Annotated in this window: 20 protein-coding genes; 9 read left to right on the forward strand and 11 right to left on the reverse strand. The window is 75.0% G+C overall.

Features of this window, described 5'->3' with window-relative positions; genetic code table 11:
- Nucleotides 1-180: 180 nt before the first annotated feature.
- Nucleotides 181-1,089: an SGNH/GDSL hydrolase family protein gene (locus ABZ312_RS08840; RefSeq protein WP_500322056.1), complete on the reverse strand. Its 909-nt coding sequence runs from the start codon at nucleotides 1,087-1,089 to the stop codon at nucleotides 181-183.
- 235 nt (nucleotides 1,090-1,324) lie between these two features.
- Here ABZ312_RS08840 and ABZ312_RS08845 point away from each other — a divergent pair, with 235 nt between their 5' ends.
- Complete coding sequence (locus tag ABZ312_RS08845; protein WP_499511723.1) at nucleotides 1,325-1,819, forward strand: DUF3145 domain-containing protein; 495 nt, start codon at nucleotides 1,325-1,327, stop codon at nucleotides 1,817-1,819.
- Here ABZ312_RS08845 and ABZ312_RS08850 read toward each other — a convergent pair.
- Nucleotides 1,807-3,942, reverse strand: coding sequence for an MMPL family transporter (locus tag ABZ312_RS08850; RefSeq protein WP_500322057.1), 2,136 nt, complete (start codon nucleotides 3,940-3,942; stop codon nucleotides 1,807-1,809). The genes ABZ312_RS08845 and ABZ312_RS08850 overlap by 13 nt on opposite strands.
- A gap of 138 nt (nucleotides 3,943-4,080) precedes the next feature.
- Here ABZ312_RS08850 and ABZ312_RS08855 point away from each other — a divergent pair, with 138 nt between their 5' ends.
- Complete coding sequence (locus ABZ312_RS08855) at nucleotides 4,081-4,527, forward strand: MarR family winged helix-turn-helix transcriptional regulator (protein WP_500322390.1); 447 nt, start codon at nucleotides 4,081-4,083, stop codon at nucleotides 4,525-4,527.
- A gap of 34 nt (nucleotides 4,528-4,561) precedes the next feature.
- On the opposite strand, the gene ABZ312_RS08860 is transcribed toward ABZ312_RS08855, so the two are convergent.
- From ABZ312_RS08860 to ABZ312_RS08870, 3 genes are read right to left on the reverse strand one after another with little or no spacing between them, the layout of a single operon-like run.
- Nucleotides 4,562-6,046 (reverse strand): SDR family oxidoreductase, encoded by a 1,485-nt coding sequence (locus tag ABZ312_RS08860; protein ID WP_500322058.1) that lies wholly within the window; start codon nucleotides 6,044-6,046, stop codon nucleotides 4,562-4,564.
- Complete coding sequence (locus ABZ312_RS08865; RefSeq protein WP_500322059.1) at nucleotides 6,043-6,261, reverse strand: hypothetical protein; 219 nt, start codon at nucleotides 6,259-6,261, stop codon at nucleotides 6,043-6,045. Before ABZ312_RS08865 ends, ABZ312_RS08860 begins: the two co-directional genes overlap by 4 nt.
- Nucleotides 6,258-6,968 (reverse strand): dienelactone hydrolase family protein, encoded by a 711-nt coding sequence (locus tag ABZ312_RS08870; RefSeq protein WP_500322061.1) that lies wholly within the window; start codon nucleotides 6,966-6,968, stop codon nucleotides 6,258-6,260. The genes ABZ312_RS08865 and ABZ312_RS08870 overlap by 4 nt, the downstream gene beginning before the upstream one ends.
- Before the next feature lie 180 nt (nucleotides 6,969-7,148).
- Between ABZ312_RS08870 and ABZ312_RS08875 the strand changes: the two genes are divergently transcribed.
- The 5 genes from ABZ312_RS08875 to ABZ312_RS08895 are packed head-to-tail and all read left to right on the forward strand — an operon-like array spanning nucleotide 7,149 to nucleotide 12,555.
- Entirely contained in the window at nucleotides 7,149-8,420 is a 1,272-nt protein-coding gene (locus ABZ312_RS08875) for an NAD(P)/FAD-dependent oxidoreductase (RefSeq protein WP_500322062.1), read from the forward strand.
- Complete coding sequence (locus ABZ312_RS08880) at nucleotides 8,414-9,169, forward strand: DUF1365 domain-containing protein (protein WP_500322063.1); 756 nt, start codon at nucleotides 8,414-8,416, stop codon at nucleotides 9,167-9,169. The genes ABZ312_RS08875 and ABZ312_RS08880 overlap by 7 nt, the downstream gene beginning before the upstream one ends.
- Complete coding sequence (locus ABZ312_RS08885; RefSeq protein WP_500322064.1) at nucleotides 9,166-10,446, forward strand: class I SAM-dependent methyltransferase; 1,281 nt, start codon at nucleotides 9,166-9,168, stop codon at nucleotides 10,444-10,446. Before ABZ312_RS08880 ends, ABZ312_RS08885 begins: the two co-directional genes overlap by 4 nt.
- The gene (locus ABZ312_RS08890) at nucleotides 10,443-11,729 is read left to right on the forward strand and encodes a class I SAM-dependent methyltransferase (RefSeq protein WP_500322065.1); all 1,287 of its coding nucleotides are present in this window, start codon (nucleotides 10,443-10,445) and stop codon (nucleotides 11,727-11,729) included. Before ABZ312_RS08885 ends, ABZ312_RS08890 begins: the two co-directional genes overlap by 4 nt.
- Before the next feature lie 4 nt (nucleotides 11,730-11,733).
- The gene (locus ABZ312_RS08895; protein ID WP_500322066.1) at nucleotides 11,734-12,555 is read left to right on the forward strand and encodes a DUF1295 domain-containing protein; all 822 of its coding nucleotides are present in this window, start codon (nucleotides 11,734-11,736) and stop codon (nucleotides 12,553-12,555) included.
- Nucleotides 12,556-12,624: 69 nt separating this feature from the next.
- On the opposite strand, the gene ABZ312_RS08900 is transcribed toward ABZ312_RS08895, so the two are convergent.
- The 3 genes from ABZ312_RS08900 to ABZ312_RS08910 all read right to left on the reverse strand — a co-directional run bounded on the left by ABZ312_RS08900 (nucleotide 12,625) and on the right by ABZ312_RS08910 (nucleotide 16,238).
- The gene (locus tag ABZ312_RS08900; RefSeq protein WP_500322067.1) at nucleotides 12,625-13,983 is read right to left on the reverse strand and encodes a cryptochrome/photolyase family protein; all 1,359 of its coding nucleotides are present in this window, start codon (nucleotides 13,981-13,983) and stop codon (nucleotides 12,625-12,627) included.
- 891 nt (nucleotides 13,984-14,874) lie between these two features.
- Nucleotides 14,875-15,657, reverse strand: a complete 783-nt coding sequence (locus ABZ312_RS08905) for an anti-sigma factor (RefSeq protein ID WP_500357930.1) — start codon at nucleotides 15,655-15,657, stop codon at nucleotides 14,875-14,877.
- Nucleotides 15,654-16,238, reverse strand: a complete 585-nt coding sequence (locus tag ABZ312_RS08910; protein WP_499511711.1) for a sigma-70 family RNA polymerase sigma factor — start codon at nucleotides 16,236-16,238, stop codon at nucleotides 15,654-15,656. The genes ABZ312_RS08905 and ABZ312_RS08910 overlap by 4 nt, the downstream gene beginning before the upstream one ends.
- 99 nt (nucleotides 16,239-16,337) lie before the next feature.
- Between ABZ312_RS08910 and ABZ312_RS08915 the strand changes: the two genes are divergently transcribed.
- A complete protein-coding gene (locus tag ABZ312_RS08915; RefSeq protein ID WP_500322070.1) occupies nucleotides 16,338-17,213 on the forward strand; it encodes an NAD(P)-dependent oxidoreductase in 876 nt (291 codons plus the stop codon).
- Here the strand turns inward: ABZ312_RS08915 and ABZ312_RS08920 are convergent, their stop codons facing one another.
- From ABZ312_RS08920 to ABZ312_RS08930, 3 genes are all read right to left on the reverse strand, one after another.
- Nucleotides 17,214-17,975 (reverse strand): bestrophin-like domain, encoded by a 762-nt coding sequence (locus ABZ312_RS08920; protein WP_499511709.1) that lies wholly within the window; start codon nucleotides 17,973-17,975, stop codon nucleotides 17,214-17,216.
- Between the two features lie 3 nt (nucleotides 17,976-17,978).
- Complete coding sequence (locus ABZ312_RS08925) at nucleotides 17,979-18,653, reverse strand: hypothetical protein (RefSeq protein ID WP_500436903.1); 675 nt, start codon at nucleotides 18,651-18,653, stop codon at nucleotides 17,979-17,981.
- Nucleotides 18,654-18,725: 72 nt separating this feature from the next.
- Nucleotides 18,726-19,328 (reverse strand): TetR/AcrR family transcriptional regulator, encoded by a 603-nt coding sequence (locus tag ABZ312_RS08930; protein WP_500322073.1) that lies wholly within the window; start codon nucleotides 19,326-19,328, stop codon nucleotides 18,726-18,728.
- A gap of 62 nt (nucleotides 19,329-19,390) precedes the next feature.
- On the opposite strand from ABZ312_RS08930, the gene ABZ312_RS08935 reads away from it, so the two are divergent.
- Entirely contained in the window at nucleotides 19,391-20,347 is a 957-nt protein-coding gene (locus ABZ312_RS08935) for a beta-ketoacyl-ACP synthase 3 (RefSeq protein ID WP_500322074.1), read from the forward strand.
- The last annotated feature ends 12 nt before the right edge of the window (nucleotides 20,348-20,359 follow it).

The following is a 20,359-nucleotide window of genomic DNA, read 5'->3' on the forward strand; positions in this document are numbered from 1 at the left end:
GTGTCGTTCGAGATTTCGTCACACGTTCGAAATGTTGAAGGGAACGTAGTTACGGGCTCCCGGCGGTGTCAATGGGTGTGCCGGGCAGGTGTCGGCGATGTTGCCGAAGTGAGTCCGTACGCCCGTCACGCGTGCCGTCCCGTGTCCGAAACCCCGGACGAACGGCCGGGTCCGGCGCGGCTAGCCGCCGGCCGGGTCCGGTCCGAAGGCCGCGGCGTAGACCAGCCCCGCGAGCTTGGCCTGTCCCTCGGCGCTGGGGTGGAACCAGTCCCAGGGACTGAGTTCCTTCTGGGTGAAGCGGTAGTCGAAGACCATGCCGCCGTCGTAGCGGCAGCGCTCGTGGCGCGCGCACTCCTGCCGCAGCACGTCGTTGTACGCCATCACCCTTTCGCGTACGGTCTGCCGCCGTTCGCGGGCGGCCGTGCTCATCGACTGTGCGTCGGACAGCATCGACGGGCACAGGCCCAGCTTCCAGATCTGCCGTCCCAGCACGTTCTGCCGGCCGACGTCCCACAGGCGCATCAGGTCGGGCACGCTCGCGACGAAGACCTGGGCCTTCGGCAGCTTGCTGTCGAGGGTGCGCAGGGCGGCGGAGAAATCCTTGCGGTACTCGGCCACCGGGGTCATGCGGTCGATGCTGCGCGCGCACGCGTCGTTGGCCCCCATCAGGATCGTCACCTGCTGCGGTCGCAGCGCGACCGCCTTCTTGGCCTGCTCCGGCAGGTCGTGCATCCGGGCGCCGCTGGCCGCCAGGTTCCAGCTCTCGGTGGCCGGCCGGTTCAGCACCCGGGTGGCCACGCTCTTCACGGAGCTGCGGCTGCCGGTCGCCCAGGACAGGTCCGGACAGTCCGTCAGGATCCCGCAGGCGTCGAAGGCGCGGGTGATGGAGTCGCCGAGCGCGGCCAGGGAGGCGGGCGTGGTGTCCCACACCTGCGCGGGGCGCTTCGCCGTGCCCGCCCGCCCGGCGGCACCGGCCTCGGTGCTCCCGGGGCCGCCGGTGGCCGAGCAGCCGGCCGCGAGTGCCGTCGTGAGCAGTGTGACCAGCGCGATCAGGGCGCCGCTGACCCCGCGCGGGAGCGACTGGCGCATCCGTTCTCCCTCGGACGAGTGGTGACTTCTCGCTGATCCCGACAGTACGTCACTCCTCGCCTGACGCAGCGCGGTAGCTTTTTCCCTGACAGGTGGTGCGAAAGAGGTGATCAGAGGTCAGATCTTGTCTCATTCGTTATGATTAGTGCAGAATGTCCACTGCTGTCCCGGATGGCTCGGTTATGGGCATGAGGCCGCTGGGGAAGGCGTACCTCGTCCCACACTGGAGGTCCCGGTGACGACACGTGGAGTTCTGTACGTGCACTCCGCGCCACGCGCGCTCTGCCCGCACGTCGAGTGGGCCGTCGCGGGCGTGCTCGGCGTGCGCGTGAACCTGGACTGGATCCGCCAGCCAGCCTCTCCCGGCACCTGGCGGGCCGAGTTCTCCTGGCAGGCGGAACCCGGCACCGCCTCCAAGCTGGCGTCCGCGCTGCGCGGCTGGCATCTGCTGCGCTTCGAGGTCACGGCGGAGCCGTGTGCCACCGCCGAGGGGGAGCGCTACAGCAGCACGCCCGAACTCGGCATCTTCCACGCCGTCACCGGCATCCACGGGGACATCCTCATCCCCGAGGACCGGCTGCGCGCCGCGCTCGCCCGCGCCCGCAAGGGCGAGGCCGACCTGGAGACGGAAGTCGCCAAGCTGCTCGGCAAGCCGTGGGACGACGAGTTGGAGCCCTTCCGCTACGCGGGTGAGGGCGCCCCCGTGCGCTGGCTGCATCAGGTCGTCTGACGCTCCGCCATCCGCCGCGGTGCCGCGGCGCCCTCCGGCGCCGGCGGCTCGTCGCCCGCGCGCGCCGCGGCGCCCGGCCACCACACCTTCGGGCCGATGTCCCGTACCAGCGCGGGCAGCAGCAGCGAGCGCACCAGCAGGGTGTCCAGCAGCACCCCGAAGGCCACGATGAAGGCGATCTGCGCCAGGAAGGCCAGGGGGATCACGCCGAGCGCCGCGAAGGTGGCGGCGAGCACCACGCCCGCCGAGGTGATCACCCCTCCGGTGGCGGTCAGCCCGCGCAGGACGCCCTGCCGCGTGCCGTGACGCAGCGTCTCCTCGCGGACCCGCGTCATCAGGAAGATGTTGTAGTCCACCCCGAGGGCGACCAGGAAGACGAAGCCGTACAGCGGCACCGAGGCGTCCGTCGCCGAGAAGCCGAACGCATGGCGGAAGACCAGCGCCGACACGCCCAGGGTGGCGGCGAAGTTGAGCGCCACCGTGGCGACCATGAGCAGCGGCAGCAGCAGGCTGCGCAGCAGCGCGGCCAGGATCACCAGGATGATCGCGAGGACGACGGGGACGACGAGCGTGCGGTCGCGCTCCGCGGTCCGCTGGGTGTCCACCTGCTGGGCCGTGTAGCCGCCGACCACCGCGTCCGCGCCGGGTACCGCGTGCACGGCCGTGCGCAGCCGCTGCACCGTGGCCTTGGCGGCGTCGCTGTCGGCGGCGTCCTTCAGCGTCACCTCCAGCAGGACCCGGCCGCCGGCGACGAGCGGCTCGCCCCCGCCGGGCCGGCCGGCGGCGGTGAGCGGGGCGACGGAGTCGACGCCGTCGGTGCCGGCCGCGGCCCGGGTGACCGGGTCGAGCCGCTCCGCCTCCGCGATGACCACGGCCGGGTTCCCCGCACCGCCGGGGAAGTGCTCGCCGAGGACGCGCTGGGCGGTCACCGAGGGCGCCTGGTGGACGAAGATCTCGTCCAGCGGCACACCCCGGGCGGTCAGCGCGGGGGAGAAGGCGGCACAGCCCACCAGCAGCGCCAGGCTCGCGGCCCCCACCCGGCGCGGCGTGCGGTCCACGAGGGCCGCGATCCGCCGCCACACGCCCTCCCCCTCCGGACGCCTGTCCCGCGGCCGGGCGGGCCAGTAGGCGGCCCGGCCGAGCAGCAGCAGTGCCGCCGGCAGGAAGGTCAGGCTGCTTGCGACGGCGCAGACGATGCCGACGGCGCCGACCGGGCCCAGGGCCCGGTTGTTGGTGAGGTCACTGGCCAGCAGGGCGAGCAGGCCGAGGGCCACGGTGGCCGCGCTCGCCACGATCGCCCCGGCCGAGCGGCGCAGCGCGGCGCGCATCGCCGCGAACCGGTCGCCGCGGACCGCGAGTTCCTCCCGGAAGCGGGCGGCGAGCAGCAGGGCGTAGTCGGTGGCCGCGCCGATGACGAGGATCGACAGGATGCCCTGGACCTGGCCGTCGACCCGGACGACGCCGTGGTCCGCCAGCACGTACACCACGCCGCAGGCCAGGCCGAGCGAGAAGACCGAGCCGACGATGATGACCAGGGGCAGCAGCAGCGCGCGGTAGACCAGCAGCAGGATCGCCAGCACGACGCCGAGCGCGGTGAACAGCAGCAGTCCGTCGATGCCCGCGAAGGCCTCGCCCAGGTCGGCCTGCGAGGCCGCGGGCCCGGCGACGTGGGCGGTGGTCCCCGGGACCCGGGCCGCGGTGCCCTGAATCCGGCCGACGGCGTCCCCGACGTCCCGGCCGAGGTCGGGGCGGAGCTGCACGACGCCCTGCAGGGCCCGCCCGTCGCCGGAGCGCAGCGCGGGGGAGGGGCGCCCGGTGACCCCCTCGGTGCCGGCGAGCGAGGCCAGCGCCGCCGTGGCGGCCTGCTGCTGGGCGTCGGTCACGCGGCCGCGGTCGGCGGTCCAGACGACGATCGCCGGTACGGTCCCGTTCCGGCTGAAGGCCGTCCGTTCGGTGACGGCCTTCGTCGACTCGGCGCTGCGCGGCAGGAAGGCCGCCTGGTCGTTGGTGGAGACCTCGCCGAGCCTGCCCGCGTAGGGGCCGAGTGTGCCCCCGACGCCCAGCCAGGCGACCAGCATTACCACGGGCAGCAGCCATCGGACGGCGCGCGGCAGGGATGTCATCGCTCTCTCCCGTGGGATGTGGAACGGGGGACTGCCCCCGTGCGGAAGGATGTATCTCAGCTATTGAGTATCTTAATCATCGAGATTATCTACGATGGAGGTGTGCCCGACAACTTCCAGGACGAGTCCCCGACCGGGCTGCAGGCCTTCGCCGTGCAGCTGCGCAGGATGAACGGCGAGTTCAACCGCATCGCGCAGGACTTCGCGCAGAGCCAGAAGCTGCACCACACCGACGTGCAGGCGCTGGTCGCGATCCTGGACGGTGACGGCCACGGCGGGGCCATGACCCCCGGTCTGCTGCGCGAACGCCTCAATCTGACCTCCGGTGCCGTCACCGCCTGCCTGGACCGGCTGGAACGCGCCGGCCACGTCCGCCGCACCCGTGACGCCGCCGACCGCCGCGTGGTCCATCTGCACTACGCCCCGCGGGGAATGGAGGTGGCGCGGGAGTTCTTCCGCCCGCTCGCCCGGGGCACGGACGCGGCGCGCGCCCGCTTCACCGAGGACGAACTCGTCGTCGTGATGCGCTTCCTGGCCGCGATGAACGACGAGCTGACCGCCCTGCGCGCCCCCGTCCCGGACTGAGCCCGCGTCCGTCACGGCCCCGCGCGGCCCTCCGCTACGGACCCGCCGCGCCCGCCCGGGCCGCGGCGGCTATGTTGCGCGCCATGCCGCCGAAGACCACGGAGTGGAACGGCGAGACGCTCCACCAGTACGCGTGCCCCGCCAGCCCGCGCGGATGGAACAGCGCCCGCTGCCCGTAGACGGTGCGCCCGGCACCGTCCCGTCCGGACGTCAGCTCCAGCCAGGCCATGCCCGGCAGCCGCATCTCGGCGCGCAGCCGCAGCAGCCGGCCCGGCTCGATCTCCTCCACCCGCCAGAAGTCCAGCGAGTCGCCCGCCCGCAGGTGCGTGGCGTCCCGCCGGCCCCGGCGCAGCCCGACCCCGCCCACGAAGCGGTCGAGCCAGCCGCGCACGGCCCAGGCCAGCGGGAAGGAGTACCAGCCGTTGTCGCCGCCGATGCCCTCGATGACCCGCCACAGCGCCTCGGGCGAGGCGTCCACGATGCGCGTCCGGCGGTCGGTGTAGAGCGAGCCGCCCGCCCAGTCGGGGTCCGTCGGCAGCGGGTCGCTCGGCGCGCCGGGCACGGAGGCCGAGGACCAGCGGGTGACCACGTTCGCCTCGCGGATGCGCTGCAGCGCCAGCCGCAGCGCCGCCTCGACGCCGATCATGCCCTCGGGCGGGTCCGGCACCCACGCGGCGATGTCGCGGTCGTGGCAGACCACCTCGTACCGCAGCGACTCCGTCAGGGGCCGCGCGATGCTCGCCGGCACCGGGGTCACCAGCCCCACCCAGTGGCTCGACAGGCGCGGCGTCAGCACCGGCACGGGCACGATCAGCCGGTGCGGCAGCCCCGCCACCTCGGCGTACTTCAGCATCATGGCGCGATAGGTGAGCACGTCCGGGCCGCCGATGTCGAAGGCGCGGCTCACCTCGGGCGGCAGCGTGGCGCAGCCCACGAGGTAGCGCAGCACGTCCCGTACGGCGATCGGCTGGATCCGGGTGCCGACCCAGCGCGGGGTGACCATCACCGGCAGCCGCTCGGTGAGGTAGCGCAGCATCTCGAAGGAGGCCGAGCCGGAGCCGATGATCACCGCCGCCCGCAGCGCCGCCGTCGGCACTCCGGAGGCGAGCAGCACCCGGCCCACCTCGGCGCGCGAGCGCAGGTGCGGCGACAGCTCCCGCTCGGGCACCCCGGCGGGGGTCAGACCGCCCAGGTACACGATCCGCCGCACGCCCGCGGCCTTCGCCCGGGACCCGAAGACCTCCGCGGCATCCCGGTCGGTCCGCTCGAAGTCCCCTCCGCTGCCCAGGGCGTGGACGAGGTAGTACGCGACGTCCACGCCCTCCATGGCCGCCCGCACCGACTCCGGGTCGGTGACGTCGCCCCGGACGATCTCCACCTCGCCCGCCCACGGGTGGTCGCGCAGCTTGCCGGGCGTACGGGCCAGGCAGCGCACCCGGTGCCCGGCCTCCAGCAGTTCGGGGACGAGCCGGCCGCCGATGTAGCCGGTCGCGCCCGTCACCAGGCAGGTGAGGCTCATCGCGGGCTCCCGGCGTCGCGGGCGAAGGGGCCGGCCGCCGGCTCGGGCGGCAGCAGGGTGCGCAGCAGCGCCGCCAGTGCCGTCAGCGCGGCCGTGAGCAGGAGCGGCAGGAGCGGCAGGAGCGGCCAGAGCGGTGCCCCGGCGTGGCGCGGGGCCGGTGCGGTGCCCGGCGGCCCCGGGACCGGGCGGGCGTCCGTTCGCAGGCGCGGGCTCATCGCGCTCCCTCCGTTCCCGGGGCGGTCAGCGCGCCCGCCACCTCCGGCGGCAGCGGACGCAGCCGCAGCAGCCCGGCGACCAGGCGCGCCGTCAGGGCGTGCCAGGTCCCGGCACCGCGCAGCATCGCGTGGTCGCCGCCCGGCACCACCAGGTGGCAGGCCTGGGCGCCCGCCGCCCGCGCCCGGTCCGCCAGGGTCAGCGAGCCGGCCGGATCGGTGACCCGGTCCCGGTCGCCGTGCAGCAGCACCAGACGGCACCCCGCCAGATGCCCCACCGGCTCGTCCTCGGGACACCACGGCGCCAGCCCCACGACCGCGCCCACCAGCGGATGCCCGGCCACGCGCAGCGCCGCCCGGCCGCCCATCGAGTGCCCCACCAGCATCACGGGCACCTCCCCGGCGCGTTGCCGCAGAGCCTCCAGCGCCCGCAGGGCGTCCCGCGCCGCGTCCTCCCGCTCGCCGTTCCAGCCGCGGTGCCGGTAGCGGACCCCGGCCAGCGCCACCGCGTGCCCGGCGGTGGCCCGGCCGATCGCGCGGACGAAGGGACGCATCCGGACCCCCGGCAGGTTCCACGGCGGGGGCGGTTCAAGGCCCTCCGCACGACCGCCGTGCAGCACCAGGACGGCGGCGCGCGGCCGCTGGGGCAGCACGTACGGGACCAGCGCCGGACGCGGCGTGCCGCCGCCCGCTTCGTCACCGTACGTCATCGGACCGCCCCTCTCGTGCGCTCTCCGTCATTATCGGCCGCCCTCCGTGACGACGCCCGTCACGTGCGTCCACCCATGGATTCGCGGCCGTCCGCCCGGCGGATTGCCGCACCGACCAATCCGTCCCGCCGCGGGCTCCGAACCACCAGCAGGGAGAGGACCGCGACGAAGGGACGGGACGTGACCGAAGCAAGGCGAAGGGTGGCCGTCGTGGGCAGCGGCGTCGCCGGGCTCACCGCCGCCTACCTGCTGCAACGGCACTGCGACGTGGCGCTGTTCGAGGCCGACGACCGGCTCGGCGGGCACGCCCACACGCACGACGTACCCTCCTGCGACGGCCGGGTGACCGCCGTCGACACCGGCTTCATCGTCCACAACGAGCGCACCTACCCCACCCTGCTGCGGATCTTCGCCGAACTCGGCGTCCCCACGCAGGAGTCCGAGATGAGCATGTCCGTGCGCTGCGAGGGCTGCGGCCTGGAGTACGCGGGCGCGCGTGGCCCCTCGGGGATCTTCGCGCAACCGCGCAACGCGCTGCGCCCGGCCTATCTGCGTATGCTGGCCGAAGTGCCCCGATTCCACCGCCTGGCCCGGCGGCTGCTCGCGGAGGGCGGTTCCGACGACACCACCACGCTGGGGGAGTTCCTCGGCGCGGGGGAGTTCTCGGCGTACTTCACGGCCCACTTCACGACCCCGCTGGTGGCCTGCGTCTGGTCCTGCTCGCCGCGGACCGCCGCGCACTACCCGGCGGTCTACCTCTTCCGGTTCCTCGACCACCACGGGATGCTCTCGGTGGGCGGTTCCCCCACCTGGCGGACCGTCACCGGCGGATCACGCGTCTACGTCGAGCGCATCGTCAAACGGCTCACCGCGATCCGCACCGCCACCCCCGTACGCGCCCTGCGCCGGCACGCCGACGGCGCCGACGTCGTCACCGACGACGGCGACACCGAGACGTACGACGCGGTGGTCGTCGCCACCCACCCCGACCAGGCACTACGACTGCTCGCCGACCCCACCGCGGAGGAGCGCCGGGTGCTCGGCGCCATCCCGTACTCCAGCAACCCGACGGTGCTGCACACCGACACCACGCTGCTGCCCCGCAGCCGCGGCGCCCGCGCCTCCTGGAACTACCTCATGCCCACCTGCGCCCCCGACCCCGGCGGGGTCCGCGTCAGCTACGACATGAACCGCCTCCAGCGGCTGGACACCCCCGAGCGCCACGTCGTCACCCTCGGTGACGAGGAACGCGTCGACCCCGCCCGGGTGCTCGCCCGCATGGTGTACGAACACCCCGTCTACACCCCCGCGTCGCTGGCCGCGCGACGGCGGCTGCCGGCCCTGGCGACCCCCGTCACCGCCTTCGCCGGGGCGTACCACGGCTGGGGCTTCCACGAGGACGGCTGCCGCTCCGGCGCCGAGGCCGCCCGCCACCTGGGGGCGCGATGGTGACCCCCGCGGGCCTGCCGCCGCAGGTGCCCGCCCTGTACGAGTGCACGATCACCCACGTGCGCACCGATCCGCTGCGGCACGCCTTCGCCCACCGTACCTACATGTGGCTGACCGACCCCGCCCGGCCGCCCCGGCTCCCCGCCGCGCTGCGCCCGCTCGCCCGCTTCGACCCCCGTGACCACTTCGGCGGCCGGCACCCGACCGTACGGGCCGCCCTCGACGCCTGGCTCGCCGCCCAGGGCGTCGACCTGCACGGCGGCCCGGTCCGGATGCTCAGCCACGCCCGGGTCCTCGGCCACGTGTTCAACCCGCTGACCCTGTACTGGTGCCACGACCCGGACGGCACCCTCGTGTGCGTGGTCGCCGAGGTCCACAACACCTACGGGGAACGGCACGCCTACCTGCTGCGCACCGACGGCCGCGACGGCGCCCACGTCGCCAAGGACTTCTACGTCTCCCCGTTCCTCCCCGTCGACGGCGGCTACCGCATGCGGCTGCCCGAGCCGCACGACCGGCTCCACCTCACCGTCCACCTGGAACGGCCCGGCGGCGGCACCCCGTTCACCGCCACCGTGCGCGGCGAGCGGCGCCCGGCGACCGCGCCGGGCCTGCTGCGTGCCGCCGCCCGCCACCCCTGGTCCACGGCTGCGGTGTCGGCCGGCATCCGCCGGCACGGCATCCGGCTGCTGCTGCGCGGACTGCCCGTGCAGCCCCGTCCCGTCCACGCGCCCCAGGAGGGTTTCGAGTGACCATGTCCACCACGTCCGTCCCCCTCTCCGCTTCCGCACCCGCCTCCGGCGTGGACCCCCGCCGCTGGCCGGACGTCGCCGCGCCGCCACGGTGCTCACGGCTGCGCGCCGCGGTCGCCGGCGCCGTGCTGCGACGCGCCCTGAGCGGGCTCCCGCTGCGCTGCCGGCTCGGCGACGGCGGCCCGGTCCTCGGCACGGGCGGGCCCACCATGCTGATCGCCGACCCCGAGGCCTTCCACCGCCGGGTCGGCACCGGAGGACTCATCGGCTTCGGCGAGTCCTACATGGCCGGCGAATGGGACGCGCCGGACCTGCCGGCCGTCCTCACCGTGCTCGCCTCGGACGTCACCGGGCTCGTCCCCCGGCCGCTGCAGCGGCTGCGCGCCCTGTGGGCACACCGGCAGCCCACCGAGCGGCGCAACACCCTCGACGGCGCCCGCGGCAACATCCACGCCCACTACGACCTGTCCAACGAGCTCTTCGCCCTCTTCCTCGACGAGACCCTCACCTACTCCTCGGCCGTCTTCCGCGGCTTCCCCGCCCGGCGCGCCCAGCTGGCCGCCGCACAGCACCGCAAGATCGACCGGCTGCTCGACCTGGCGGGCGTCGGCGAGGGCACCCGGCTGCTGGAGATCGGCACCGGCTGGGGAGAGCTCGCCGTCCGCGCCGCCGGCCGCGGCGCCGAGGTCGTCTCCGTCACCCTCTCCGAGGAACAGCGCCGGCTCGCCACGGCCCGGATCGCCGCCGCCGGGCAGCAGGACCGGGCCACCGTCCGGCTGCGCGACTACCGGCAGGTGACCGGGAGCTACGACGCCATCGTCAGCGTCGAGATGATCGAGGCCGTCGGCGCCGAGTACTGGCCGGTGTACTTCACCGCCCTGGACCGGCTGCTCGCCCCCGGCGGCACGGTCGCGCTCCAGGCGATCACCATGCCCGACGAGCGCATGCTCGCCACCCGCGACACCTACACCTGGATGCAGAAGTACGTCTTCCCCGGCGGGCTCATCCCCTCCCTGGAGGCGATCGAGCGGACCCTCGACGAGCACACCGCGCTGCGCGTCACCTCCTGCGACGGCTTCGGACCGCACTACGCCGAGACGCTGCGGCTGTGGCGCGAGCGCTTCACCGAACGCGCCGCCGACGTCGCCGCCCTCGGCTTCGACGAGACCTTCCGCCGCATGTGGACCCTCTACCTCGCCTACTCCGAGGCCGGTTTCCGCTCCGGCTACCTCGACGTGTGCCAACTGCGGCTGACCCGGGGGGAGACCACCAGGTGAAGGGCGCCGCGGACACCCTCGCCCCGTTGCTGGAGCAGTTCACCGGCGGGCCGCTGCCCGTGCGGCTGCGGGCCTGGGACGGCAGCACCGCCGGGCCGCGCGACGCCCCCGTGGTCGTCCTGCGCTCCCGGCGGGCGCTGCGAAGACTCCTGTGGCAGCCCGGCGAACTCGGCCTCGCCGAGGCGTACATCACCGGGGACATCGACGTGCGCGGCGACCTCACCGAAGGCCTGCGCGCCGTGTGGCACGCGGCACGCGACGGCGGGCTGCGCCCTCCCCGGCTCACCGCGGCCGACCGGCTCCGCGCCGCCGGCGCCGCCGTACGGCTCGGTGCGGTCGGCCCCCGGCCGCCCGCCCCGCGCGGACGCGCCCGGCTGAACGGCACCCCGCACACCAGGGGCCGCGACCGGGCCGCCATCAGCCACCACTACGACCTGTCCAACGACTTCTACGAACTCCTCCTCGACCCCTCCATGGCCTACTCCTGCGGCTACTGGACCCGCCACGACGACCCGTCGTACGGCCTCCCCGACGCCCAGCGCGACAAGCTCGAACTCATCTGCCGCAAGCTGGACCTGCGCCCCGGCACGCGGCTGCTCGACATCGGGTGCGGCTGGGGCGCGCTCGCCCTGTACGCCGCGCAGACCCACCGCGCGCAGGTCCACGCGGTCACCCTCTCCCGCGCCCAGCGGGACTTCGTACGGGACCGGATCCGCGAACGCGGCCTGGAACAGTACGTCACCGTCGAACTGCGCGACTACCGCGACCTGGAGGGCAGCGGCGGCTACGAGGCGGTCACCGCGATCGAGATGGGCGAGCACGTCGGCGACGCGCACTACCCGCGGTTCGCCGGCGCGATCCACCGCATGCTGCGCCCCCGAGGCAGGGCGCTGGTGCAGCAGATGTCCCGCGGCCGCGTCGCCCCCGGTGGCGGCGCCTTCATCGAGACCTACATCGCCCCCGACATGCACATGCGCCCGCTCGGCCGGACCGTGGGGCTGCTGGAGGACGCGGGCCTGGAGGTGCGGGCGGTGGAGTCCCTGCGCGAGCACTACGTCCACACGGTGCGGGCCTGGCTGGCCACCCTGGAGCAGCGCTGGTCCGACGTCGTCCTCCTGGCCGGAGAGGAGACCGCCCGCGTGTGGCGTCTGTACCTGGCGGGCGGGGCGCTGGCCTTCGCCGAACGCCGCATGGGCGTCGACCAGATCCTCGCCGTACGGCCCGCGGCCGACGGCACCGGAGGCGCGGCCGGCACGCCCGCCGCCTGGTACGCGGGGTGGTGAGGCGGTGAACGGCTTCCCCTGGGGCGCGTTCGGGGTGGGCGTGGCGGTGGCCGCCGGGGCCGCGCTCGCCGTCATGCTCGCCACCTTCGCGTTCGCCCTGTCCCGCGGCAGGCACCGCTACGTCGACGTCGCCTGGGGCGTGGCCTTCACCGCGGTCGCCGGGTCCGCCTACGGCATGTCCGCCGGGCACGGCGACCCGGCCCGCCGCGCGCTGGTGCTCGCGCTGACCGCCGTGTGGGGCGTGCGGCTCGCCGTCCACATCGCCCGCCGCGGCCGCGGCCACGGTGAGGACCCCCGCTACGAGGCCTTCCTGGCCAAGGCCCGCGGCAGCCGGGCCGCCTACGCACTGCGCGCGGTGTACCTGCTGCAGGGCGCGCTCGTCCTGGTCGTCTCGCTGCCCGTCCAGGCCGCCTCGTACATCCCCGGGCCGCTCGGCCCGGCGGCCGCGGTCGGCGCGCTGCTCTGGCTCACCGGCCTGCTCTTCGAGGCCGTCGGCGACCACCAGCTGGCCCGGTTCAAGGCCGACCCGGCGCACCGGGGCCGCATCATGGACCGCGGCCTGTGGAGCTGGACCCGGCACCCCAACTACTTCGGCGACTTCTGCGTCTGGTGGGGGCTGTTCGCGCTGACCTGCGACGCCTGGCAGGCCGCCGCGGTGTCGGTCGTGTCCCCGCTGCTGATGTCGTACCTGCTGACCCGGGGCAGCGGGAAGGCCCTGCTGGAACGGCACATGGCGGACCGCCCCGGCTGGGCCGCCTACGCGTCGCGCACCAGCGGCTTCTTCCCCCGGCCCCCGCGCCGGCGCGTCGGCGTCCCGCCGGGGTGAGGGGGCGGGCGCGGGCGGCCCGGGCGCCGCGTCGAGGCGGGCGATGGCGGTGGCCCCCGGCGGGCGCGGCTATTTCGCGCGGGCGCCGCGGAAGCGGGCGAGGGCCTCGTCGAGGTCGACGAGGGGGGCGGGGTAGTCCAGGGCGGCCCGCTCGTCCTCGGGGAGCCGCCAGGGGCGGTGCACGGCGCCGCCCCGCACCTCCGCCAGCTCCGGCACCCAGCGGCGCACGTAGGCGCCGTCCGGGTCGAAACGGCGGGCCTGCACCAGGGGGTTGAGCACCCGGTTCGGGCGGGTGTCGGTGCCGGTTCCGGCCACCCACTGCCAGTTCAGCTGGTTGTTGGCGATGTCGCCGTCCACCAGCAGCTCCAGGAAGTGCGCGGCGCCGATCCGCCAGTCCACGTACAGCGTCTTGGTCAGGAAGCTCGCGGCCAGCAGCCGCGCCCGGTTGTGCATCCAGCCCTCGTGCCGCAGCTGCCGCATCGCCGCGTCGATCAGCGGGTATCCGGTACGGCCCTCGCGCCACGCGTCCGCCTCGGGCCCGTCACCGTGCCAGCGGTCACCGCGCGGCCGCAGGTCCCGGGAGGCGGCGTCGGGGCGGGCGGCGAGCACCTGGTGGTGGAAATCCCGCCACGCGACCTGCCGCACGAACGCGTCCGCGCCCGGCCCTGCGGCCTCACGGGCGCGCCGGACCAGCTCGGTGGCCGACAGGCAGCCGAAGTGCAGGTACGGCGACAGACGCGAGGTGGCGTCGCCCGCGAGGTCGTCGTGGCGGTCCTCGTACGCGGCGAGGCCCGAAGCCCGCCAGGCCCGCCAGCGCTCGCGGGCCTGGGTCTCCCCGCCCGCGGGCAGCCCGGGCGACGTGCCCGTGGGCGGCTCCGGGAGCGGCCGGGAGGCCACGCCGTCCGGGACGCGGACCACGCGGGGCGCATCCAGCGGGTCGCGCAGATCCGCGGTCTCCCAGCGCCGGAAGTACGGCGTGAACACCCCGAAGCTGTCCTTGCCTGCCGGGGTCACCGCGCCGGGCGGCACCGCGGTCAGCACGGCGTCGTGCACCCGGAGTTCGCGGCCCGCCGCTGCCAGCGCCTCCCGCAGCCGCTCCTCGCGCCGCGCGGCGTAGCGGCTCACCCCCGCTGCGACGTGCACCTGCCCGGCGCCGGTCTCCTCCGCGACCCGGCACGTCTCGCGCGCCACGTCCCCGTGGCGCAGCACCAAACGCCCGCCGCGCTTGCGCAGCCGCTCGTCCAGGTCGGCGAGGCAGCCCGCGAGGAACGCGGCGCGGTTCGGGGCGGCGAAGCCCGCGGCCTCGATGGCCTGATCGAGCACGAACAGGGGGACGACCTGCTCCGCGGAGTCGAGGGCGCCCCGCAGGACCGGGTTGTCGTGGAGCCGCAGATCGGCGGTGAACAGGCAGATCGACGTCGTCGTCACGTCCGGGGCACTCCTCCTGGCCGGCATTCGCGCCCGGCGAGCCTATGGTGCCGCCTCCCACCGCGGCGTGAGGCGCCCCGCCGCGGCCTGGCGAGCGCGGGGCGTTTCCCGTGGAGCCACGCCCTCCCGGAGCGCCCCCACGGCGGCGTCACCCCCACGCGGGGCCCTTCCCCATGGGCCGGGGCTCCAGGCCGCGTGACCGTGCGTGGGGCCGGCCGGCCGCTGTGGGGTGTCCCCGGGCGCCCGGATCGTGGCCATGTCGTTCACCTTTCTGGTCCGGGGGACGACCTGGGTGCCCTCCGGTGGAGTGGAGCTGGGGGTGAGGGGCCGGACCGGTCCGGAGGTGCTCGCCTCCTGCGCGTCGTGGCGCGAGACGATGCCGCCGCCGGGCGTGGTCATGCCGAAGCGGGCGAACGCCGCGACGAGGACGAACGCGCCTGCGGCCAGGGCGAAACAGAGAGTGAAGCGGCTCTCGGCGGGTGCGTGGCCCGGGGCTCCGGCGGCCGGCACGGCTGTGTCGCCCGGAGGCGGGGCTCGCCCGGTCCTCGGCCGGCTGCCCTCGGGGACGGGAGCTCCCCGAGCTTCGGTAGGCGGTGCCGTGCCGTCACGGGGTGGTTGTGCGGGTGCACGTGTGGCGGTGTCCTCCGGGGGCAGGCGCTGTCCGGGGTCCGGCTGGGGTGCCATGCCGCGGGCGAAGCCGTGCCTTCGGCTGGATGGCCGGTGGGGGCAGGGCGTTCGCGAACCGCCGCGGCCCCGGGGGCACGGCGGGAGCCCGGCGCGGTGACCCATGCCACAGCGGCCGCCCAGGACCTTCGGCCCGGCCGGCCCGCCGCCGCGCACCGCACCGGACGGGGTGCGGAACGGAGCGGTGCGCGGCGGTGCGCGGTGGCGTCAGGCCGGGAAGTTGATCAGGGCCAGGGGGTCGGAGGTCGGCTGCGGGGAGCCGCCGGCGGGTTCGACGGTGATGCCCATGCCGGAGGCGCCGTCGACGTTGCCCCGGAGGAGGACAGCCTGGGTCGTGTCGCCGCCGGACGGCTTCGGCATGAGGCCCGCGGAGCGCATCGTGCCGCCGTCGGCGTACCAGAGCTGGTAGACCCGGTCGCCGCTCAGCGCGGGCATGCCGTGGGCGAAGAAGACCGCGCGGTCCTGGCTGCGGGAGACGACGACCGTGCCGCCGGCGCCGCCCGCGAGCTTCGCGGAGGTGGTGACGGCGTCGGGCGCGGCCAGGACCCGGGAGATCTGATCCGCCTGGGCCTGGGTCCGCTGGTTCTCCTGGCGCAGGTCGCCGAGTTGTTGCTGCTGCCAGACCGCGACCCCGCCCAGGATCGCGGCGGCGGCGAGGCAGGCCGCCAGGGCGAAGCGGACGCGGCGCCGTGCGGGCTGCGAGGCGCGGCGGCGCATCGCACGGGCCGCGGCGCGCGGCGGCTCGGGCACCGACGGAGGCTCCTGCCGTACGTTGACGATGAGCCGCATGACGTCGTCCTTCATGCGGGGCGGGACGGGTTCGGCCGCGGCGAGCCCGAGGCGGGCGGCGGTCGCGGCCAGCTCGCGCACCTCCAGCGCGCAGGCCTCGCACTCCGCGAGGTGGCGTTCGAACTCCGCGCGCTCGTGCCGCGTCAGCGCGTCGACGGCGTAGGCGCCGGTGAGGGTGTGCAGCTCGGCCTCGGTGCTCACGCGGTCACCCCCAGGCAGTCGCGCAGCCGGATCAGGCCGTCCCGCAGCCGGGTCTTGACGGTGCCCAGCGGCAGCGACAGCAGCTCGGCCACCTCCCGGTACGTCAGCCCCCGGTAGTAGGCGAGGGTCACCGACTGGTGCTGCACCTCGGTGAGGGTGCGCATGCAGCGTCGCACCTGTTCGGCCTCCAGCCGGGCCTCCACCTGCTCGGTCACCTCGTCGTAGGCGGGGGTGCGCTCCAGCAGCGCAGCCCTGTGCTCGCGGTCCGCCGCCGCGCTGGCGGACCGTACCCGGTCCACGGCCCTGCGGTGGGCCAGGGTCATCACCCAGGTCATCGCGCTGCCCTTCTCCGGCCGGAAGCGGGCGGCGGTGCGCCACACCTCCACCAGCACCTCCTGCGTCACCTCCTCCGACTGGGCGGGGTCCCTGAGCACTCCGCGCACCAGTCCGAGCACGGGTCCGCTCACGGCGTCGTACAGCCGGGCGAAGGCCTCCTGGTCGCCGCGCGCGACGGCGAGCAGCAGCTCCGAGAGGTCCGGCCCCTGCCGTGCGGGCCTGCCGAACCGCAGCGGTTCCCTCACCACACCTCCAGCGTTCGATTCCGTGTGTCGAGGACAAGTCTCGCGTCCGGCATTCGGCGCCGCGAGCGATTCGGATTGGTCCGTCGTACCGTGGCAGTCATGTCCGACACCACCTCAGCAGCAGTCCTGGGCACCGGGATCATGGGTGCCGCGATGGCCCGCAACCTTGTCAAGGCCGGCCTCGACGTCCGTGTGTGGAACCGTACGAAGGAGAAGGCGCAGCCGCTCAGCAAGGACGGCGCACGCGTCGTCGACACCCCCGCGGAGGCGGTGGACGGCGCCGACGTGGTGCTGACGATCCTGCACGACGCGGACTCCGCCCTCGAGACCATGCGGCAGGCGGCGCCGGCGCTGCGCAAGGGCGCGGTGTGGGCGCAGTCCACCACCGCGGGCGTGGGCGCCCTCGGGGAGTTCGCGCGGTTCGCGCGCGAGCACGGCGTCGTCTTCCTCGACTCGCCCGTGCTGGGCACCCGGCAGCCCGCGGAGAACGGGCAGCTCCTGGTGCTGGCCGCCGGGCCGCAGGAGGCCCGGCAGACCGTGGCGCCGGTCTTCGACGCGATCGGCAGCCGCACCGTGTGGGTGGGGGAGGACGCGGCCGAGGGCGCGGCCAGCCGGCTGAAGCTGGTGATCAACAGCTGGGTGCTGACCGTCACCCACGGCACGGCCGAGGCCCTCGCACTGGCGAAGGGCCTTGGCGTGGACGCCGCGGACTTCCTCAAGGCCGTCTCCGGCGGCCCCCTCGACATGGGCTACCTGCAGGCGAAGGGGGCGTCGATCCTGGCCGGGGACTTCAGCCCCAGCTTCGCGGTGCGGACCGCGGAGAAGGACGCCCGCCTGATCGTGGAGGCGGGGGAGTCCGTGGGGGTCCGGCTCGACGTGGCCGCGGCCGGCGCCGAGCGCTTCCGCCGCGCGGCCGAGCTCGGGCACGGCGGGGAGGACATGGCGGCCTCGTACTTCGCGAGCTTCGAGAAATGATCACCCGATGTGCGGGAAGAGGCTGGTGAAGTACGCCGCCGCCTCGGCGGCGTCCCGGCCGAAGGGGGCGTCCAGGTCCCAGATGAGGAAGAGCAGGAAGGCGATCAGGGCGCTGTAGAGCCCGGCGAGGAGCAGTTCGCGCCGGGAGCGCCTGATCTGCAGGCTGAAGATCAGCCCCACCGCGACGAGGGCGCCGGTGACCAGGCCGAACCACACCACCCCCGGCATGGTCGGCCCGGCGTTCTCGCCGCGGGCGGTGCGCGCGTCGTCGGCGGCCGCGACCTGGTCCACGACCGGCTGGTACGCCTGGTTGGCCAGCGGGGTGCGCGGCTCGAAGTCGGTCACGTCGCGGCGCACCTTGCCGAGGAGCTCCGAGCCGCGCTGGGTGTTCTCGCCGTGCTTGAGCATGTAGGGCAGTTCGGTGTGCGCCACGTAGGAGACGTACGCGTCCACGTCGGCGCGCACCTGGTCGCGGACGGCGGCGGGGTAGACCTGCACCCGCTGGCGCACCTCGTGCAGGGCCTGGGTCTCGCGGTGCAACGTGTCCTCGGCGCCGCCGCGCGCCTCCCACACGCCGGCGATGGCGAGGCCGAGGACGATGGCGTACACCACGCCGATCATCATCGTCATGTACTCGATGACGTCGGGGGTCTCCGAGGGGTCGTCGTCGTCCCCGATGCGACGGTGGTTGATGGCCACGATGGTCAGGACGACCGCGCAGGCCGCGGCCATCGCGATGGCCAGGACGAGCCAGTCCGACATCGATCACCTCCGTGAGCGGGCTTGGGAGCGGGGCTTGAGCGCGGCGGCGGACAGGACCGCGGGCGCGGTGACCAGCAGCATGAGATGGACGATGCTCGGGCCGTCGGGGGCGGGCGGCGGGCTCGCCTTGCGGTAGGCGACCGGCGGGAGTTCCGCTCGGTGCGTCGGGGTGGGAGTGGGAGTGGGAGTGGGGGTGGGGGTCGGCGTGGGTGTCGGGGTCGGCGTCGGTGTCGGAGTGGGGGTGGGCGTGGGTGTGGGGGCCGGTGCGCGGCGTACGGGGCGGGCGGGGGTGGGCCGCGGTGCCGGCCCGCAGGGGTGTCGCCAGGACACCGAGCCCCGTGAACCGCCGCTGTCCGTGCGGGCGTTCACCGTCGACTCGTACGCGGGGCAGTGCCGCCGCCGGACGGTCGCGGACGAACCGCCGCTGCCGGTGCGTGCGTCCACGGTGTCCCCGCCGTGGGTGACCCGGGCCCTCGTCTCCCCGCCGCGGGTCTCCACGCGGACGGCGCCGCCGCCGGTCTCCACCCGTACGGTGCCGTCGGGCAGGAACCGGACCACGGGCGGGCCCGGTGGCCCCGGCGGATCATGCGCGTACGCCGTCCCCCCGGCCGCCCCCGGCCCCAGCACCGCCAGTGCCGCGGCCGCCGTGAGGCCGGCCCCCCTCAGCCAGATGCTCATGGACGAGATCCTGCGCGGTGCCGCGCGGGCCCATCCGGGGGACCCGGCCAATCCCCCCGAAGGGCTGATTCGTCAGCTCAGCACGCGCCGCAGCGCACGCCGGGCGCGGTCGGGGGCGGTCCGGTCGCCGAAGAGCTGGACGGCGTGGTTGAGGGAGAAGTAGATCCCGTTCAGCTCGAAGACCAGTTGCTCGGGGTCGGTGCCGGGCGGCAGTTCGCCGAGTTCCACGGCGGCCCGGATGTCGCGGGTCAGCCGGCGGCGCCAGACGGTGTAGAGCCGGGCGACCGCGTCCCGTACCGGCCCCTCGCGGCCGTCGAACTCCACGGCGGAGGCGGTGAACAGGCAGCCGCCGGGGAAGGCCTCGCGTTCGCGGTCCAGGTAGGTCACCCACGCCTCGCAGATCGCGGTCAGCCGGGCGATCCCGGGAGCGGCCCCGGCGGCGGGCACCCAGACGGCGCGGGTGAAGATCTCCGAGGCCCGCCGCAGGGCGGCGATCTGCAGGGCCTCCTTGGTACCGAAGTGCCCCAGCAGCCCGGACTTGCTGATCCCGAGGTCGGTCGCGAGCCGGCCGATCGTGAGGCCCTCCAGGCCCTCCACGGAGGCGACCGCGACGCTGCGCTCGATGATCCGCTCGCGGGTGTGGCGTGCCTCGGCGGCGGACTTGCGTGGGCTCATGGGGCCATCGTAGCCACCCCTCCCCTTTAGAGTCCGACCGGTCGGTCGCTATAGTTTCGGCCATGACTGCATCCCGCATCGCCGCCCTCGGTCACCACCAGCCGCAACGTGTCCTCACCAACGACGACTTGGCCGCCATGGTCGACACCAGTGACGCCTGGATCCGGCAGCGCACGGGCATCGCGACCCGGCACATCGCCGCCGAGGACGAGACGGTCGCCGACATGGCGAGCGCCGCGGCGGGCAAGGCGCTCGCCGCGGCGGGCCTGGACGCCGCCGACGTCGACCTGGTCGTCGTGGCCACCTCCAGCGCCGTCGACCGCTGCCCCAGCACCGCCGCCCAGGTCGCGGCCCGGCTCGGCATGACGGCTCCCGCCTCCTACGACCTCAACAACGCCTGCGCGGGCTTCACCACCGCGCTTGCCGCCGCCGACCACTCCGTGCGGGCCGGCGCCGCCCGGCACGCCCTGGTCATCGGCGCCGAGAAGATGTCCGACCTCACCGACTGGAGCGACCGCAGCACCTGCGTCCTGCTGGGCGACGGGGCGGGCGCGGCCGTCGTCAGCGCCGCCGATGCCGCTCCGGGGACGCTCCCCGGCATCGGCCCCGTCGTGTGGGGCTCGGATCCCACCCGCGCCGACGCCGTACGGCTGGCCGGCGCCTGGCAGCCCCGCTTCGCCCAGGACGGCCAGGCGGTCTTCCGCTGGGCCACCACGACCCTCGCCCCGATCGCCGAGGAGGCCTGCGCCCGCGCCGGTGTAGCCGTCGCCGACCTCGGGGGCATCGTGACGCACCAGGCCAACCTGCGGATCATCGAGGGCGTCGTACGCCAGCTGGGGGCCCCGCAGGCGGTGGTGGCCCGGGACGTCGTCGACTCCGGCAACACCTCCGCCGCCTCCGTGCCGCTCGCCTTCTCCAAGCTCGTCGAGCGCGGCGAACTCGCCCCTGGCGCGCCCGTGCTGCTGCTCGGCTTCGGCGGCGGGCTGTCCTGGGCCGGGCAGGTCGTCGGCTGCCCCTGACCCGGGGACGAC

The sequence above is a fragment of the Streptomyces sp. NPDC006207 genome, assembly GCF_040613835.1.
GTDB lineage: Bacteria > Actinomycetota > Actinomycetes > Streptomycetales > Streptomycetaceae > Actinacidiphila.